Below are 18,025 nucleotides of genomic sequence, written 5' to 3' on the forward strand. Positions count from 1 at the left end.
GATGAAACGTTGGGGTATGGCACTAGGTCGGGTTGCGCTCATTATCGGGATTTACTTCGCATGGTTTTTCACGGTAACAACTTTGTTTTTTGATTATGTGTATCCATTAAGTCCGTGGTTTGAACAAAATACAGTGTTCGTTATTATTTTGAACGATATTGTTGGGCTACCGCTAATGTACATTGCGTTTAAGTTGATCTATAAACAAAGTATTTTCAAAGAAGCTCGATTTCGCAAAATAAACAAAAAAGCGGTATCGTATGCATTCCTCATTGGACTTGGTGCAGGATTGTTTACAGTTGCATTCTCGCAACTGCCAATCATTCTAACCGATCAATACAAGTTTAGAGAACTGTTTGACTATCTAAACAGAGCAGAATGGTACGTATTTTTCACTTTCTTAATCCTAGGAAATATCTACAAAGAAACGTTGTTCAGAGGGCTTTTGCTTAACGAGTTTAGAAAGGTCGTTCCGCTTACAGTAGCAATTATCGTACAAGGTATTTTGTATGGAGCACTTTTCTTTTTCGGGGATATACCGCTTTCTCTATACGGCTTTCTAGGAGCAGTTATCTTCGCATTATTATACGTTTGGTTTGATTCTATCTGGGCACCAATTACCGCACAAATTGCATGTCAAGGTCTTCAATACATCCTTTGGCATCATGGTCCAAAAATAACGAATGTCGATTATTTATACATTATTATGGCAGTGTCAGCTCTCATCATTACAATCGGTATTTACTTGGCAAATCGCCATCGCCGTAGTCCAGCGATCCGTGAGGGAGGCGTTCATGCATGAAAACGGTAGGTGTGATAGCTAAAGCTCTCCTTTATTTAGTTATTTATGCCGGTATTGTACTACTAACAAATCGAGCTCTTTATGTGTGGATTCCGAATAAAGAGCTACACGATTGGCTTGCCGATAACCCGGCAAGCTTACTTGTTGTAGCAAATACCATTGTGCTAGCCGTATATATTCTTTTACTTCGTCTTCAAAAGATTTCATTTGTCGATTTAGGTTTCAAAAGGCCCAATTCATTAACGGTTTCAGTAGGGGCAGGTATATGGCTAGGTCTGTTCATTGCTGTATTTACACAGCTACCTTGGATGAAAGAAGGATATCCGGAAATTTCAGGACTAGTGAGCTTCGTAACAGGAGGAGAAAGTTTCCTTGTATTTGTATTAGGTAGTCTTTTGCTAGGCTCATTACTAGAAGAGTGGTTATTCCGAGGTATGTTACTTCATGTATTTCGGACACGCTTCAATGTGTATTGGTCAGTACTATTTCAAGCGATATTATTTGGTGCTGTGTTAATGAACGTTTCAGTTGGTATTTTCGCAGCTCTTGGGGCCATTATTTATGGCATTATTCGTATAACATCTGATTCGTTATGGTCGTCTTTACTCGCACATATTTTCAGTACTGCGACCTTATATGTCGTTTCGATATATATCAAAAATTGGCCTTCAGATATGCTGCTCATCGTAACGATTATTAGTGGAGCTGCACTATTAGCACATTTATACGCCATGTTAAGAGGTTCGTATACAAAGTCAGTAGCAGTAGGGTATAGTCCAGAGCGTAATTTGAATTAAACAATCATTATTGAACCCGTCAAACGATCAAAAGCGACTGTAAACAGAGCTAAGGAGGAGTGTGCGGCATGTTTCAATTGGATTTGTTGGAAGCTAAAAATGAGGAACGTGAGCCCGCGAAGGTTAGCGACGGAGTATTGGAAACTGACAATCAAGAAATTGCGATCGTCGGCATTTCCGCCAAGCTACCAAAGTCAGAGACACATGAACAATTTTGGAAAGTGCTGCAAGATGGCATGGACTGTGTAGATGTATTTCCTGAAGCTCGGAAGAGGGAGCTCGAGCCTTATTTACGTAGAATTAAGTCGATGTATGAATCGATTTCAATCTTTGATGGTGCTTATTTAGAGGATATTTCCTCTTTTGATTATTCCTTTTTTCGATTATCACCAAAAGAAGCTTCGTTAATGAGTCCGAACCAACGATTGTTTTTGCAATCAGCATGGCATGCTCTAGAGGATGGAGGGTATGGCGGCGATGCTCTCCATGGCTCTAGAACAGGGGTTTTTATTGGACATAATGCCGACGTTATACATGATTACAAAAGAATGATTGAAACCGTTAATCCTGAGGCGCTAGCTCTGGCTGCGCCAGGTAATTTGAGCTCGATGATTGCAAGTCGTATTTCGTATTTACTTAACTTACGAGGTCCGGCGATTAGTGTAGATACAGCCTGCTCGTCATCGCTTGTTGCTGTTCATCTAGCATGCCAATCAATCCGTAGTGGTGAATGTGATACTGCGATTGCTGGAAGTGTGAAGCTTAACTTGCTTCCGTTAGACATTGGTATAAGGCTAGGTATTGAATCAAGCGATAATAGGGCCAAACCATTCGATGACTCCTCAGATGGTACGGGTATTGGTGATGGGGTTGTTGCTCTTTTGCTTAAACCGCTTGCGAAGGCGATGCAGGATAGGGATCATGTATATGCCGTTATTAAGGGGAGCGCGATGAATCAAGATGGCAGCTCTATCGGCATTACTGCTCCGAATGCACTCGCACAGGAGGATGTTATTATACGTGCTTGGCAGGATGCTGGAATTAATCCTGAAAGTATTACGTATATGGAAGCGCATGGAACAGGAACCTCCTTGGGAGATCCTATTGAAATAGACGGTATTACAAGGGCTTTCAGCCGTTATACGGACAAAAAACAATTTTGTGCCATTGGTTCTGTTAAGAGCAATATTGGTCATTTGGATCATGCGGCAGGTATCGTTGGCCTACTTAAAGGTGTTTTATCACTTGTAAATAAGCAACTCCCACCAACATTGCATTACCATAATCCGAATCGGAAAATTTCATTTATAGATTCACCTGTGTATGTTAACAACACGCTTGCGCCATGGAGTGATGAAAGCGGCAAGAGAAGATGTGGTGTAAGTGCATTCGGTATGAGCGGAACGAATTGCCATGTCATTTTGGAAGAAGCGCCCGAAGTTGAAGTTGTTGGTGAAGTCGAAGATGAGGTTGAAGCGTCCCGCAAAGTGGCGGTCTTTAGTCTGTCTGCCCAGACCAAATCTGCGCTCCAGCGTGCAATCGTTGCTTACCAAAAATGGATGGTAGAACATGCTGACAATAGATGGGATTTAAGAGATTTATGTTTTACAGCAAGCACAGGTCGTGGCCACTATAGCTATCGTATGGCTGCAGTTGTAACGACTCGCAATGAGCTACAGCAACTAATTAATAGTCTTCATGTAGATCAGTTGTCTGAGTCAACTGATCCGAATTTATTTTTTGGAGAAAATGTTGGAGTAGCTCTAGATAAAGAAATGGATAGACAAGTACTAGAGTCCTTCGCTAGAACTACAAAGAATGGTGAAGGACAATATGATGCGGCTATTCAGTTAGCGATTCAATATACATCTGGCGCCAAAGTAGATTGGAAACAACTGTTTCATGAAGAAAAGCGGAGAAGAATTTCACTTCCCGTATATATGTTTGATCAACATCCATGTTGGGTAGATGAGTCAGCTCCAAAACACCAAACACCCCTTTCGTCGATTGAAGAAATGTTACAACATGGCAGTATAGATGATGAGTTGCGTGAAGAGATGTTAGCAACCATTGAGGGCTGGAGAAGGAAGTTGCAGCTTTCACCTCAATCAAGTTCTCTTGGCAACACTGTTTTGCTCTTGGATGGATGTACATCAGTAGTTGAACAAAGCGTTGCAAATGCATGGGGCGATCTGCTTGGCTACAAAGAGCTTCATAGTTCATCCAATTACTACGAACTTGGTGGCGACTCTATCCTTGCTCTACGAATCGTTAATCGATTAAGTGATAGCTGGGAAGTTCGTTTGGAAGTGATGGATTTGCTCGGACAATCGACACTACGATCCTTTGCTAAACTTTTAGAAAATCGGTGTAAAGAAGGATTGGATCAAGAACAAACGCAACGTGTATCCATTACAGCAATTGCAGTGCAGGAACATTACGCTATTTCATCCCCGCAGCGGCGCATGTATTTACAGCAACAAGCATTTCCAGAGGATAGAAGCTACAATTTACCTGAATTGTTGCATATAGAGGGGGAAATTAGCGGGGATCGTTTAGAGGAAGTTATCCGTGCTTTAGTAGAAAGGCATGAGATGCTCCGAACATCATTCACTGTAGTAGAGGGTGAAATACGACAATTTATACGTGATGAAGTCAATTTTAAACTTACAAGGTTGAACGTTTCTGAGGATGAAGTAGATGAGACTTTGCAACGTTTATACATCCCGTTTGATCTACAGGTAGCTCCTTTATTGCGGGCAGCGCTTCTTACAATAAATGAAACAAAACATGTCCTCTTTTTGGACATGCATCATATCGTTTCTGACGGATTTTCGGCAGGTATTCTTCTCTCAGAGTTAATAACGTTATACCGAGGTGTAACACTCGAGCCTCTTAAGCTGAACTATCGAGATTTTGCTGCATGGCAGGCGGAACAACTGCAAACAGAACGGATGGAGAAACAAAAGCAATATTGGCATGATAAGTGCCGCGGGGAATGGCCAGTGCTGGAGCTACCTACTGACTTTCCTCGTCCACCAATTAAAAGTAATCATGGCGAGACGTTTGATCTCTATATAGATGCTGAATTAAGTGAACACATTCGCAACCTTGCGAAAGGGAATGAAGCGACTCTCTTTATGGTACTACTTGCAGCCTATTACACACTTCTAGCTAAATATACTGGTGGTGAAGATATTGCTGTCGGTACGCCGATAGCTGGTCGTGTCAGCCATGAAGTAGAGTCTATCGTTGGGATGTTTGTAGGAACGCTTGTACTTCGAGGATATCCAGAAGCTAATAAGCCATTTCTTCAATTTCTGGAGGAAGTAAAAGAGACATCTGTTAAAGCATATGAAAATGCGGAATATCCATTTGAGGAGCTTGCGCTGCATATGGATCGACGTGATATTAGTCGTAATCCCCTTTTCGATACGATGTTTATTATGCAAAATTTGCACATTCCAAACTTTTCTGGAGAGACATTAACGTATAAACATGAGCGATTTGTTCATGGAACAGCTAAATACGATTTGATGATTCAAGCGGTTGAGCAATCTGATGGTGAAATTCGACTTGTCGTTGAATATTGTACCGATTTGTTCCGCTCAGAGACGGTACAAAAGATTATGCAACATTATGTTTCGCTGCTGAGGAATGTCGTGGGCAATCCTGAGCAAACACTTGGCGAATGTGAAATGTATTCGCCTGAAGATTACAAGCTATTACTGCATGACTTTGGAAGCAGACCCGCTTCGTTCCCGCAGCCTAAAAGTATTCATACCTGTTTCGAGGAACAAGCCCAGCGTGTTCCAGATGCGATAGCTGTAAGTTGTAGAGGTCAGGAGCTTACTTATCGTGAGCTTAATGAAAAGGTAAATGTCCTTGCTCGAAAGCTGCAACAAAATGGGGTTGTGCATCATTCGATAATAGGTGTAATGGCAGAGCGATCCATCCCAATGTTGACAGGGATGCTTGCCATTATGAAAGCTGGCGGGGCATATATGCCAATCGATCCGAATTACCCGCTTGAGCGCATTACGTACATGTTAACGAACAGCGGGACAACATTATTGCTTACGGATCAGATCCATACAGATTTAGAAACAGCCCTGCCCATCAATCAACTGTTATTAACGAGCGAAGAGAAATCTCAGATGGATAGCGACGTTAGTAATCTTGTATCTGTTAGTTCCGTAGACGATCTGATGTATGTGATCTACACATCGGGTTCGACAGGAGAGCCTAAAGGGGTTATGGTACCGCATCGGAGCTTCTTCAATTTTGGTTACTCTCTTCGGGAGTTCTATGGCGGAGAGTTTGATGAGCGAGATCGGTGTTTGAGCTTGACTAACATTTCTTTCGATGTAAGTGTGAGCGAGTTGTTTATGCCATTAATGTTTGGGGCAAGCGTTGTACTCTACCCTGAGCCACAACTGCTTGATGCAAGGCAGCTTGCATCCGTTATCGTGGAAGAGGGAGTGACATCGGCATATCTTCCGCCAATGCTGCTGAAGGAAGTGGCGGAAGCGTTAAGGAAATCAACTGGACAACTGCGTCTGAACAAGATGTTAGTGGGTGTTGAACCGATACGAGACGAAACATTAGAAATGTTTGTCCACTTGAATCCAATGATTAAGATCATTAATGGATACGGCCCAACCGAAGCAACGGTCTGCTCGAATATGTATGTGTATCAGCCCGGGAAAACACGCGGTGTAAATGTACCGATTGGTGGACCGATGCATGGCGTTGATATTCATATTTTAGGTTATGGAGATAAACCAGCTCCACTGGGCGCACCTGGTGAACTATGTATTGCCGGTAACGGACTCGCACTAGGGTATGTAAATAAACCAGAATTGACTGCTAGTAAATTTGTTGCTCATCCGCTTCAACCAGGGCGCATGATGTACCGGACTGGCGATCTTGCAAAGTGGCTGCCTGACGGTAACGCAATGTATTTGGGCCGAATGGATCACCAAGTGAAGATTAGGGGAATACGAATTGAACTTGGAGAAATAGGGACGCAGTTGCAGAAGCATGAAGCTATCGATGCAGTTGTCGTCATTGCTCATGAAAATGAAGACGGTGATAAGCGAATTTGCGCTTATATCGTTACGAATCGTGCGACCCAGCGACATGAATTAAAAAGTTTTCTAAAGAGCAAGTTGCCTGATTATATGATTCCGTCCTTCTTTATTCCAATAGAAGAGATTCCGCTAACGCCAAATGGCAAGGTGGATCGCAAAGCGTTGCCAGAACCTCTCGAAGGGATGCAAGTGAATATAGATGCGATAGCTCCGCGAACGGAGTTGGAGCTTAAAGTTGCAGAAGTTATGCAAAGTGTTCTTGGAATCAATCAAATTGGAGTATTTGATGATTTCTTCGAACTAGGTGGTCATTCGTTAAAGGCAGCAGTATTTGCGGGCAGAATCGAAGAGAAGTTTGGTATAGCAATGCCGCTCAAAACAGTGTTCGATTGCCCAACTGTAGCACAACTAGCTCAAAAAATTAGTAATGAAGGTAAGGGAATTCAAAGTGAGGGGGATCAACTCTCTTCACAAAGAGGTTATCACCCAATTGAGCGACAAGAGGAGCGAGAACATTATCCGATGTCTCGCGCTCAGAGACGGCAATATGTACTGCAGATGCTTTCTGAAGAAGCAACGATGTATCATGTTCCATTCGCTCTACAAATTACGGGAGAACTAGATGCTATTAGACTCGAGAAGGCATTCCATAAACTGATCGATCGGCATGAGAGCTTGCGAACGACGTTCCATTATAAGAATGAGGGATTCCAGCAAATCATTCATGAGCATGGTCAATTTGATCTTGAGAGATGTTCCCTTGATCAAGCCACTTCAGCGAAGTGGGTCACTAGTTCTAACGCAGGAACGGTTCACGGTTTAGTAGAGGTGTTGATGAGTCGTTTCATTCGCCCATTCGAACTGGGAAGTTTGCCATTGCTGCGTGCAGGACTAATGGAGCTAGAAGAGGGACGACAGTTACTGTTGTTGGATATGCACCATATTGTTACGGATGGTGTATCGATGGGCTTGCTGGTTCGGGAGCTTATCGAGCTATACAGTGGTGCTGAACTGCCTGAACTGCGGGTGCAATTTAAAGATTACGCGGTATGGCAAGAGAATCGTTTAAGTGGACAATCTTTAGCTGCGCATGGAAGTTATTGGATGGACTTATATGAAGGGGAGCTGCCAGTACTTGAACTGCCTATAGACAAACCTCGTCCATTGGTACAGAACTACGAAGGAAAAAGATTCACTTTTACAGTAGACAAAGAGCTAAAAGAGCGTGCGCATCGGTTGGCTAAGGAGCAAGGAACGACACTTTATTCCGTTCTACTAGGTGCATATGCTGTAATGCTTAGCAAATATAGCGGACAAGAAGATGTCATTATAGGAACACCGGTCGCTGGCCGGACTCATGCTGATCTAGAAGGACTTATAGGCATGTTCGTGAATACAGTCTCTATTCGGAGTCGTCCACTAAAAACGCTTGCCATTGGTCAATATGTGAAAGGATTACACGATGATGTATTGCGAGCTCTTGAGCACCAAGAGTATCCGCTTGAAGAGCTAGTGGAGCAATTAGGACTTACGCAAGACCAGAGTCGCAATCCACTATTCGATACGATGTTTATTTTGCAAAATATGGAGCGAGCTGCTCTTGTGGCAGGTGAACTAACGTTTGAACCACAACGATTTGATGCTGGAGTGAGCAAGTTTGATTTGACCCTTGAAGCAGTTGAAAACGAGTGGGGCATTTCATTTAGCTTGGAGTATGCGACAAGTCTGTTCCATGAAGAGACTATTGAACGGATGGCACAACATTATTGCGCCATTGTGATGGAGATGACTGCTGATCAAGGGGCAGAACGTTCGATTGGTGGAATTGAACTGTTAGATGAGACTGAACGTCAGTTGCTGCTCTCAGTATCAGCATCGACTGGGGAACCGCAACCACAATGGAAGAGCATTGTGGAAGAAATCGAGCAGCAAGCAGCTAGAACTCCTGATGCAGCGGCTTTGGTATTCGGGTTTGAAACGCTCAGCTATCGTGAACTAAATGAACGGGCGAACGCACTTGCTCATACGCTTCAAAGACGAGGAGTAGGACCGGAACGTATTGTAGCTTTATTAGCAGATCGTTCACCGCTGCTTATTATCGGTATACTGGGCATTTTGAAAGCAGGCGGGGCGTATGTTGCTATTGATCCATCTTACCCTGAAGAGCGAATCCGATGGATGCTGGAAGATTGTGGCGAGCAATTGCTGCTGACGGAACGGAAATATGCGGGCAAAGTGGTTACTGCTGTACAGGAATGGTATTTGGATGATGCGGATTTATATCATGTTGATCGTTCCAATCCAGAATTGATCAATGGGCCATCCCATCTTGCTTATGTGCTATATACGTCTGGGTCGACGGGACGACCAAAGGGTGCGTTAATCGAGCATCGCGGATTAGCGAGCTTCGTGAAGGGGTTCTCTGAACGGATACCGTTTTTTGAAGGTCAAAGCATACTTGCAATGGCAACCGTATCATTCGACATCTTCATCGTAGAGAGCTTGCTTCCATTATCGAAAGGTATGCGGATCGTTTTTGCTAACGAAGAAGAACGTAACGATGCTTATTTACTGCAAGGTTTAATGGAGCGTCATAAAGTAGATGTTCTTCAAATAACTCCGTCACGATTCAAGTGGTGGATAGCGCAAATCGGACAATTGGATGTATGGCAATCACTTAGCGTACTGATGATCGGAGCAGAGCCTCTTACGGGACAATTACTAGAGCGGTTAAGAGCACAAACAAATGCACGGATCTTTAACTTATACGGACCAACAGAGACGACAGTATGGACATCTATCTTCGAAGTAACAAGCGGTGAGAACATCTCTATAGGTACGCCAATTGATGGCGCGGTGATGATCGTCCTGAATGACGAGCTTCAATTGCAGCCAGTTGGCATCGTAGGTGAAATTTGTATCGGCGGAGCTGGCGTTGGAAGAGGTTATCTTGGACATCCAGAATGGAACAAAGGAGTGTTTGTTCCGAATCCATTCCAAGAAGGTGAACGCTTATATCGTACTGGCGATCTAGGCCGCAGATTGGTAACGGGTGAGTTCCAGTATGTTGGCCGCCGCGATCATCAAGTGAAAATACGCGGTCATCGGATCGAAATTGGTGAGGTGGAGCAGCAACTATTACGGCATGAGCATATAAAAGAGGCGGTTGTTGTTGCAATAAAAGAAACCGACGGCGAATATGCATTATGTGCTTACGTGGTGGTAGATTCCGATATAGCTTTACTAGCATCGGAGCTGCGTCGCTATTTAGCTGCTAGTCTACCAGAATACATGATCCCAGCGTACACGATGACTATTGACGAGATACCGCTAACGCCAACAGGGAAAGTAGATCGGAAAGCGTTGCCGAAGCCGCAACCTGCCGAAAGGGATCAGCGTGAGCACATTGCTCCAAGAAATGAGACGGAGCGACTCATTGCCTCACTTTGGGAAGAGTTGTTGCAGGTAGACAATTTAGGAGTCAGCGATAACTTCTTCGAGCTAGGCGGACATTCCTTGAAGGCTGCTGCTTTAGTAAGCAAGTTGCAGGAAAAATTCGGCGTACATGTGCCGCTTAGACAATTGTTCCTTTATCCAACAGTAGAGTCTATCGCTAATCTTATAAGCTCTGAGCAAGTAGAGAAACATCAGCCGATTGTTAGGCAAGCAGCAGCACCATTTTATCCGATGTCCCGTGCTCAGAGAAGGCAATATATGCTTGGGATGATTGCTGGCAATACAACGATGTACCATGTGCCATTTGCATTGCAAATTCGCGGTAAGTTGGATATTAAACAACTGGAGAAAGCATTTAAGTCGCTTATCGCTAGGCATGAGAGCTTGCGAACGACGTTCCATTTTGCGGAAGGTGAGTTTAGACAGATTGTACATGGAGATGTAGCGTTTGTACTTGAAAAGATCACAGTGGATGACGGTTCATCCTTTGATCCAAAGCGGTTTATGAAACCATTCGACTTGGAAAAGGCTCCGCTACTGCGGGCTGGAATTTATTCCATTGATCACGAGTGCCATCTGTTGATGCTTGATATGCATCATATTGTGACAGACGGTATGTCTACTCAAGTTTTAGTAAATGAATTGTCTCAACTATATAGCGGTAATGTGCTCACAGAGCTTCGCGTACAGTATCGGGATTATGCCATTTGGCAGGACGGTCAGTTAAGTGGAGAGTCGTATGAGGCTAATGAAAAACATTGGATGACTACTTTTGCTGGAGAGTTACCGGTACTGGATTTGCCAACAGATTATACAAGGCCAGCTACGCAAAGTTACGAGGGAAAACGAATCGCATTTACATTGGGTGCTGAGTTAACGGATAATGCTAATTCTTTTGCGCGTGAGAAGGGTGTAACCCTTTATACAGTGCTACTCGCTGCTTACTATGTACTGCTTGCCAAATATAGCGGACAAGAGGATATCGTTGTCGGTACACCAGTTGCCGGTCGAAGTCATGCCGATGTAGAAGGATTGATCGGCATGTTTGTTAATACGGTAGCGATTCGGAGTAAGCCGCTTGCTGAGCAAGAGGTCGGAAAATATATCGCGAAGGTGCATGACGAAGTGTTGAAGGCGCTGGAGCATCAGGAATATCCGTTTGAGGATTTGGTAGAGAAGCTGGACGTTCCGCAAGATCAAAGTCGCAATCCATTGTTCGATACGATGTTTATTTTGCAAAATATGGAGCAGTCAGTGCTTAAAGCAGGGGAGCTAATCTTTGAACCGCAGCCGTTCGAGCCTGGTGTCAGCAAGTTTGACCTCACGCTGGAAGCGGTTGAGCATGCGGGGCAACTGGAACTCAGCTTAGAGTATGCCACTGCTCTGTTCGAAGAAGAAACTGTGCTGAAGATGGCACAGCATTACTGTACGGTTGTACGAGAGCTTACAACTTCAGGCCATGCAGAGAAAACGATTGGGCAACTGGATATGCTGGACGATCATGAACGATTAGAACTGCTCGCTTCGTTCAGTAGTGATAGCTATTCCGAAGATAGAACTAACTGGACAAGTTTACTTGCGGAGATAGAAGAGCAAGTAGTCAAAAGGCCAGATGCAATCGCTATTACGTTTGGTGAGAAGAAAGTAACGTACAGCGAATTAAACGAACGTGCCAACCGTTTAGCTCATACGTTGATTCATCGCGGAGTAGGATCGGAATGTATCGTTGCACTTATGGCTGACCGCTCCACGGATCTATTCGTTGGGATCCTTGGCATTATGAAAGCTGGCGGAGCCTATGTCGCGATTGATCCATCGTATCCAGTGGAAAGAATCAATTGGATGCTCGAAGACTGTGGTGAGCAATTGCTTCTGACTGAGCGTAAATATGCTGGACGAGTGCCTACAGCCATTAAGGAATGGTATTTGGATGATCCCGACATGTATGAGGGGCTCAGCACAAATCCTAATCAGCCGCTAAAACAAGAGCAATTAGCTTATGTGCTCTACACATCTGGTTCAACGGGCAGACCAAAAGGTGCAATGATCGAGCATCGTGGACTAGCGAGCTTCGTTAAAGGATTCCGTGAGCGAATACCTTTTACAGAAGGCAAAGGCATTTTGGCTATGGCGACCGTTTCGTTCGACATTTTTATTGTAGAGAGTTTGCTTCCACTATCGACTGGTATGCGAATTGTACTTGCAGATGAGGAAGAGCGAAATGACGCCTTCTCGTTGCAAGACTTGATCGTACGCCATGAGGTAGATGTTCTCCAAATTACACCTTCACGCTTCAAGTGGTGGATGGCACAGGTGGGACGGACGGATGCTCTAAAGGCGCTCGGCGTATTGATGATTGGAGCTGAGCCGCTAACTGCACAGCTTCTTGATCGCTTGCGCGACGCTACTAATGCACGAATCTTTAACCTTTACGGTCCAACGGAAACGACAGTGTGGACTTCAATTTGTGAAGTGACAAACGGAGAACATATTACGATTGGAACACCAATAGCAGGTGCGGGAATGGTGGTATTAGGCAATAATCTGCAATTGCAGCCAGGCGGAGTTGTTGGGGAATTATGTATCGGCGGTGCTGGTGTTGGACGTGGATATCTCGGTCATCCTGAGTGGAACGAAGGAGCATTCGTGCCTAATCCATTCCGGCAAGGCGAGCGCATGTACCGGACGGGAGATCTGGGCTTGCGACTTGCAAGTGGCGAGTTCCGATACGTTGGGCGCCGTGATCATCAAGTGAAAATACGAGGACATCGTATTGAAATAGGTGAAATCGAGCAACAATTGCTACGCCACGAAAGCGTGAAGGAAACGGTTGTAGTTTCACTAAAGGAAGACGATGGCGAATATGCACTTTGTGCCTATATCGTTACGGATTCTGAGCCGACCACGCTACCGTCCGAGCTACGCAACTATTTAAGTGCAAGTATGCCTGCGTACATGATACCGGCATATGTGTTATTGATTGACGCTATACCTCTTACACCAACTGGTAAAGTAGATCGCAAGTCTTTACCTAAACCTGAACAAGCGGAGCGAGACGTTAGATCCTATATCGCACCAACAACGGATACCGAGCGCAAGTTAGCCCCTCTATGGGAAGATCTGTTGAAAAGAGTTGATATTGGAGCAGAGGACAATTTCTTCGAGCTTGGCGGTCACTCGCTGAAGGCGGCTTTACTTGTTAGCCGAGTACAGGAGCACTTTGGGTTACAAGTTGCATTGAGAGACATATTCCAAAACCCGACACTTTCATCGCTTGCAGGGATCATTGATGGAGATAAAGTTCAGATATATCAGCCGATTCCGCGTCAAGCTGATAGAGAACATTATCCGATGTCGCGTGCTCAAAGAAGGCAATATGTAATGGGATTAATAACGGAACAAACGACGATTTACAACGTTCCATTTGCTTTGGAAATGAGGGGTGAACTCGACGTAGTCCTGTTAGAAAGAGCGTTCAATTCATTAATTGCTAGGCATGAAAGTTTACGAACTACGTTCCATCTCATAGGGGATGATTTCCGTCAGCGCATACATGCGAAGGTAGCTTTCAAATTGGAAACCATCGATTGTACTAGCAGCTCCGATGAAATGCCAATCGATACCCTTATCGGTAACGTCATGCAAACGTTCGTGAGACCATTTGATCTTGGAAACTTGCATTTACTGAGGGCTACATGTATTGCGATAGCGGATAAACATCATCTGCTCTTGTTAGATATGCACCATATTGTAACGGATGGTGTATCTGTAACTGTTTTAGTAAGGGAGTTATCACAATTATACAGAGGTAATGAGTTGCCTATGCTTGCGATACAGTATCGTGACTATGCAGCTTGGCAAGCGGAGCAATTGGTGAGCGAAGTTAATGTTATTAATGAACGCCACTGGTTAGAAACATTCGATGGCGAGCTGCCAGTGCTTTCACTGCCGACAGATAAACCACGTCCAGCGATTTTAAATTACGAAGGAAGAAAGTACAGCTTTATGCTCGATGCTGAACTTTCTAATGGGGTAAGGAAACTAGCTAGAGAACAAGGAACTACACTGTACACCATTTTGTTAGGTGCGTACGTTGCTCTGCTAGGCAAATATACCGGACAAGAAGACATCGTAGTAGGAACGCCAGTTGCTGGGCGAACTCATCATGATGTAGAAGGTTTAATCGGTATGTTTGTTAATACAGTAGCCATTCGTAGTCGTCCTCTCTCAGCAATGCGCGTAGGCAAATTTATAGCAGGACTGCATAGCGATGTGGTGAAGGCAATTGAACATCAAGACTATCCATTCGAGGATTTAATAGAGAAGCTGGATATCCAGCAAGATCAAAGCCGCAATCCTTTGTTCGATACGATGTTCATTTTGCAAAATATGGAGCGTACGACGTTAGAAGCTCACGATCTTACATTCGAGCTTAAGTCTTTCGAACAAGGCGTCAGCAAGTTCGACCTAACTCTCGAAGCGGTAGAAAATGGAGAGCATATCGAAATGAGTCTAGAATATGCGACATCTCTTTTTGAAGACGCAACAGTTGCTCGAATGGCTGTTCATTACGCTGCCTTAATGCGGAGTATGACGGAAGCGGGAAGTATGGAGCGTACACTTGGGAAACTAGAATTGCTGAATGAGTTAGAGCAGGGAGAGTTACTTGCTTCCTTTGACCAGCCTAGCAAACATGCCCACTGGGAGAACCTGCTTCAAGAAATGGAGCGCCAAGCAGCTAACAATCCAACTGCAATAGCGATTCAGTTCGAATCAGAAACGGTGACTTACGGTGAATTGAATGAACGTGCTAACCGATTAGCTCATACGCTACGTGACCTTGGAGTTAGAGAAGAGTGCATTGTTGCCTTGATGGCAGATCGTTCACCTGATCTATTCGTAGGTATCCTTGGTATATTGAAAGCAGGCGGGGCATATGTCGCTATCGATCCATCTTATCCAGAAGAGCGAATCGGATGGATGCTCGAAGATTGCGGTGAGCAGTTGCTTCTGACGGAGCGGAAATATGCCGGGCGAGTTCGTACAGCGCTTAAAGAATGGTACTTGGATGATTCAGATATGTACGATGAGCGATTCACTAATCTTGATTTGTTTATCGAGCAAGAACAGCTTGCCTATGTGCTTTATACATCTGGTTCAACGGGAAGACCGAAGGGAGCGATGATCGAGCACCGAGGACTCGCTAACTTCGTAAGAGGCTTCCGTGATCGGATTCCATTTGCAGAAGGGCAAAGCATTCTTGCAATGGCGACTGTTTCGTTTGACATCTTCATTGTGGAGAGTTTGCTTCCACTATCCATGGGAATGAGGATTGTGCTTGCAGGCGACGAAGAGCGCAATGACGCTTTTCTGCTGGAAGGTCTAATTAACCGACATAACGTTGACGTTCTGCAAATTACTCCATCTCGCTTCAAATGGTGGATGGCGCAAGTTGGCAGGACAGATACTCTGAAGTCACTTCGTATAGTAATGATCGGTGCTGAACCGTTAACGGTTCAACTACTTGATCGATTACGTCAGACGACCGACGCTCGAATCTTTAATCTATATGGTCCAACAGAGACGACCGTTTGGACATCGATACGCGAAGTGACGTTTGGTAACACGATTACAATTGGTTCTCCAATAGCAGGTGCTGGCATGGTTGTGCTCGACCACAATCTTGAATTCGTGGCGCAAGGCGTAATCGGAGAAATATGTATCGGCGGAGCAGGAGTAGGTCGCGGCTACCTCGGTCATCCCGAGTGGAATGAAGGAGCGTTTGTTTCGAATCCATTCCGGAATGGTGAGCGGATGTACCGAACAGGCGACCTTGGTCGCAGGCTTAATAGTGGAGAATTCCAATATGTAGGTCGCCGTGACCATCAAGTGAAAATACGTGGACACCGTATTGAGATCGGTGAAGTGGAACAACAGCTTTTGCGGCATGAAAAAGTGAAGGAAACAGTCGTTGTAGCTCTACAGGAAGCCGATGGTGAATATGCGTTATGCGCATATGTAGTTGTTCGTTCAGTGACGTTAGCTACTGAATTGCAACTCTACTTAGGAGGCTTGCTGCCAGCTTATATGATTCCAACTTATGTGATGACGGTTGATTCAATTCCGCTCACGCCAACGGGCAAGATTGATCGCAAAGCGTTGCCTAAACCGCAGCCTGCGGAACGTAGCGAACATCTCTATGTAGCACCAAGAAGCGAGACGGAGCGAAAGCTTGCAAAACTATGGGAGGAACTTCTCCATGTAAGTGAGGTTGGGGCTACAGATCATTTCTTCGAACTTGGCGGCCATTCGTTAAAAGCAGCGGCACTTGTTAGTCGAATACAGGAGCAGTTCGGTGTGCAGTTGCCGCTAAGGGAGCTATTCCAACATGCGAGACTTGAAGAGCTTAGTCTTGTTATTGACAGTAGTCATAAATATGTATACGAACCGATTCCAAAGCTAGAGGATCACGATCATTATCCGATGTCTCGCTCGCAGAGAAGGCAATATGTACTAGGAATGATCTCTGGCGATGCAACGATGTATCATGTTCCATTTGCGGTTTCACTGCAAGGGAAGCTGGACGTGGATCGATTAGAGAAGGCATTTACTAGTTTAATTGCTAGACATGAAACACTTCGCACGACATTCCACTACGAGGGGGATGAGTTCAGACAACGTATTCGAGATCCTTATCCATTCAAGCTGGACGGGAATGTTTGGGCGAAGATGACTGCGAAGAGGTTACTGTCTGAGAAGGGGCTGGATGAGACGGTTACAAAGCTAATGGCTCGCTTCATTAGACCGTTTGATTTGGCGACAGGTCCAATGATAAGAGCGCAGCTACTGCCACTCGAAGAGGAGCGCCACTTATTACTTCTGGACATGCATCATATTGTAACGGATGGAATGTCTGTCAGTGTTCTTCTTCATGAATTGACTCAGCTTTACAGCGATAATGAGCTGCCTGAGCTTAGAGTGCAATACCGCGATTATGCGGCTTGGCTAGAGGAGAAAATGAGCGGAGAACTGTACGAGAAGCATCAGCACTATTGGGGCAATATTTTCTCAGGGGAACTTCCTGTTCTTGATCTGCCATCACTCAAGGATAGACCTGCAATACCTTCTTATGATGGGCGTAAGTACAGGTTCGTTCTGAACAAGGAGTTGTCATCTTCAGCTAATAAGTTGGCAAGGGAGCGCGGGACTACACTATATACCGTCCTTCTTGGAGCGTATGCCGTACTGCTTGGCAAATATAGCGGACAAGAGGATATCATCATCGGAACGCCAGTAGCAGGACGGGGACATGTCGATGCTGAAGGGTTGATCGGTATGTTCATTAATACAGTTGCCATTCGGATTCGCCCGCAGGCAGAACGATTAATTGGTGAATATGTAACAGAACTGCAAGGAAATATTGTTCAAGCATTGGAACATCAGGATTATCCATTTGAAGATTTGGTGGATCAATTGGCTATAACACCGAATCAAGGACGAAACCCGCTGTTTGACACAATGTTTATTTTGCAAAATATGGAGCGTTCTGCCCTGCAAGCTGGTGATCTGATCTTTGATCCTCTGCCGTTTGAGCAAGGGGTTAGTAAATTTGATATGACGCTAGAGGCGGTAGAACACGAAGGTCAGATTATAGTCAATTGGGAGTATGCAACGGATCTTTTCCATGACGAAACAATAATAGATATGGCTCGCCATTATGGTGAAATCATTGAAGAAATGACTACAGGCAAGGGCAATGAAAAAAACGTCGGTGACATTGTTTTAACGAACAGGAACAAGTAAAAGGAATAGGTTTCATTCAGCGGGATGATACGGATGTATGCAAGTGATCCTCATCCTGCTGAATGAAGTGATGT

At 44.6% G+C, this 18,025-nt stretch carries 3 protein-coding genes; all 3 read left to right on the forward strand.

Features of this window, described 5'->3' with window-relative positions; translation table 11 throughout:
- The first annotated feature begins 1 nt into the window (after position 1).
- The 3 genes from I6N90_RS12350 to I6N90_RS12360 all read left to right on the forward strand — a co-directional run bounded on the left by I6N90_RS12350 (position 2) and on the right by I6N90_RS12360 (position 17,951).
- On the forward strand, positions 2-802 hold the full coding sequence (locus I6N90_RS12350; RefSeq protein WP_197935930.1) for a CPBP family intramembrane glutamic endopeptidase: 801 nt from the start codon (positions 2-4) through the stop codon (positions 800-802).
- Complete coding sequence (locus I6N90_RS12355) at positions 799-1,599, forward strand: CPBP family intramembrane glutamic endopeptidase (RefSeq protein ID WP_197935931.1); 801 nt, start codon at positions 799-801, stop codon at positions 1,597-1,599. Before I6N90_RS12350 ends, I6N90_RS12355 begins: the two co-directional genes overlap by 4 nt.
- A 68-nt stretch (positions 1,600-1,667) precedes the next feature.
- Positions 1,668-17,951, forward strand: a complete 16,284-nt coding sequence (locus I6N90_RS12360) for a non-ribosomal peptide synthetase (RefSeq protein ID WP_197935932.1) — start codon at positions 1,668-1,670, stop codon at positions 17,949-17,951.
- Positions 17,952-18,025 lie beyond the last annotated feature (74 nt).

Source organism: Paenibacillus sp. GSMTC-2017 (assembly GCF_016019935.1).
GTDB lineage: Bacteria > Bacillota > Bacilli > Paenibacillales > Paenibacillaceae > Pristimantibacillus.

What these genes read in the sequence shown, in the direction of transcription:
- I6N90_RS12360 (WP_197935932.1), top strand. Translation starts at nt 1,668, where the DNA reads ATGTTTCAATTGGATTTGTTGGAAGCTAAAAATGAGGAACGTGAGCCC.
- I6N90_RS12350 (WP_197935930.1), top strand. Translation starts at nt 2, where the DNA reads ATGAAACGTTGGGGTATGGCACTAGGTCGGGTTGCGCTCATTATCGGG.
- I6N90_RS12355 (WP_197935931.1), top strand. Translation starts at nt 799, where the DNA reads ATGAAAACGGTAGGTGTGATAGCTAAAGCTCTCCTTTATTTAGTTATT.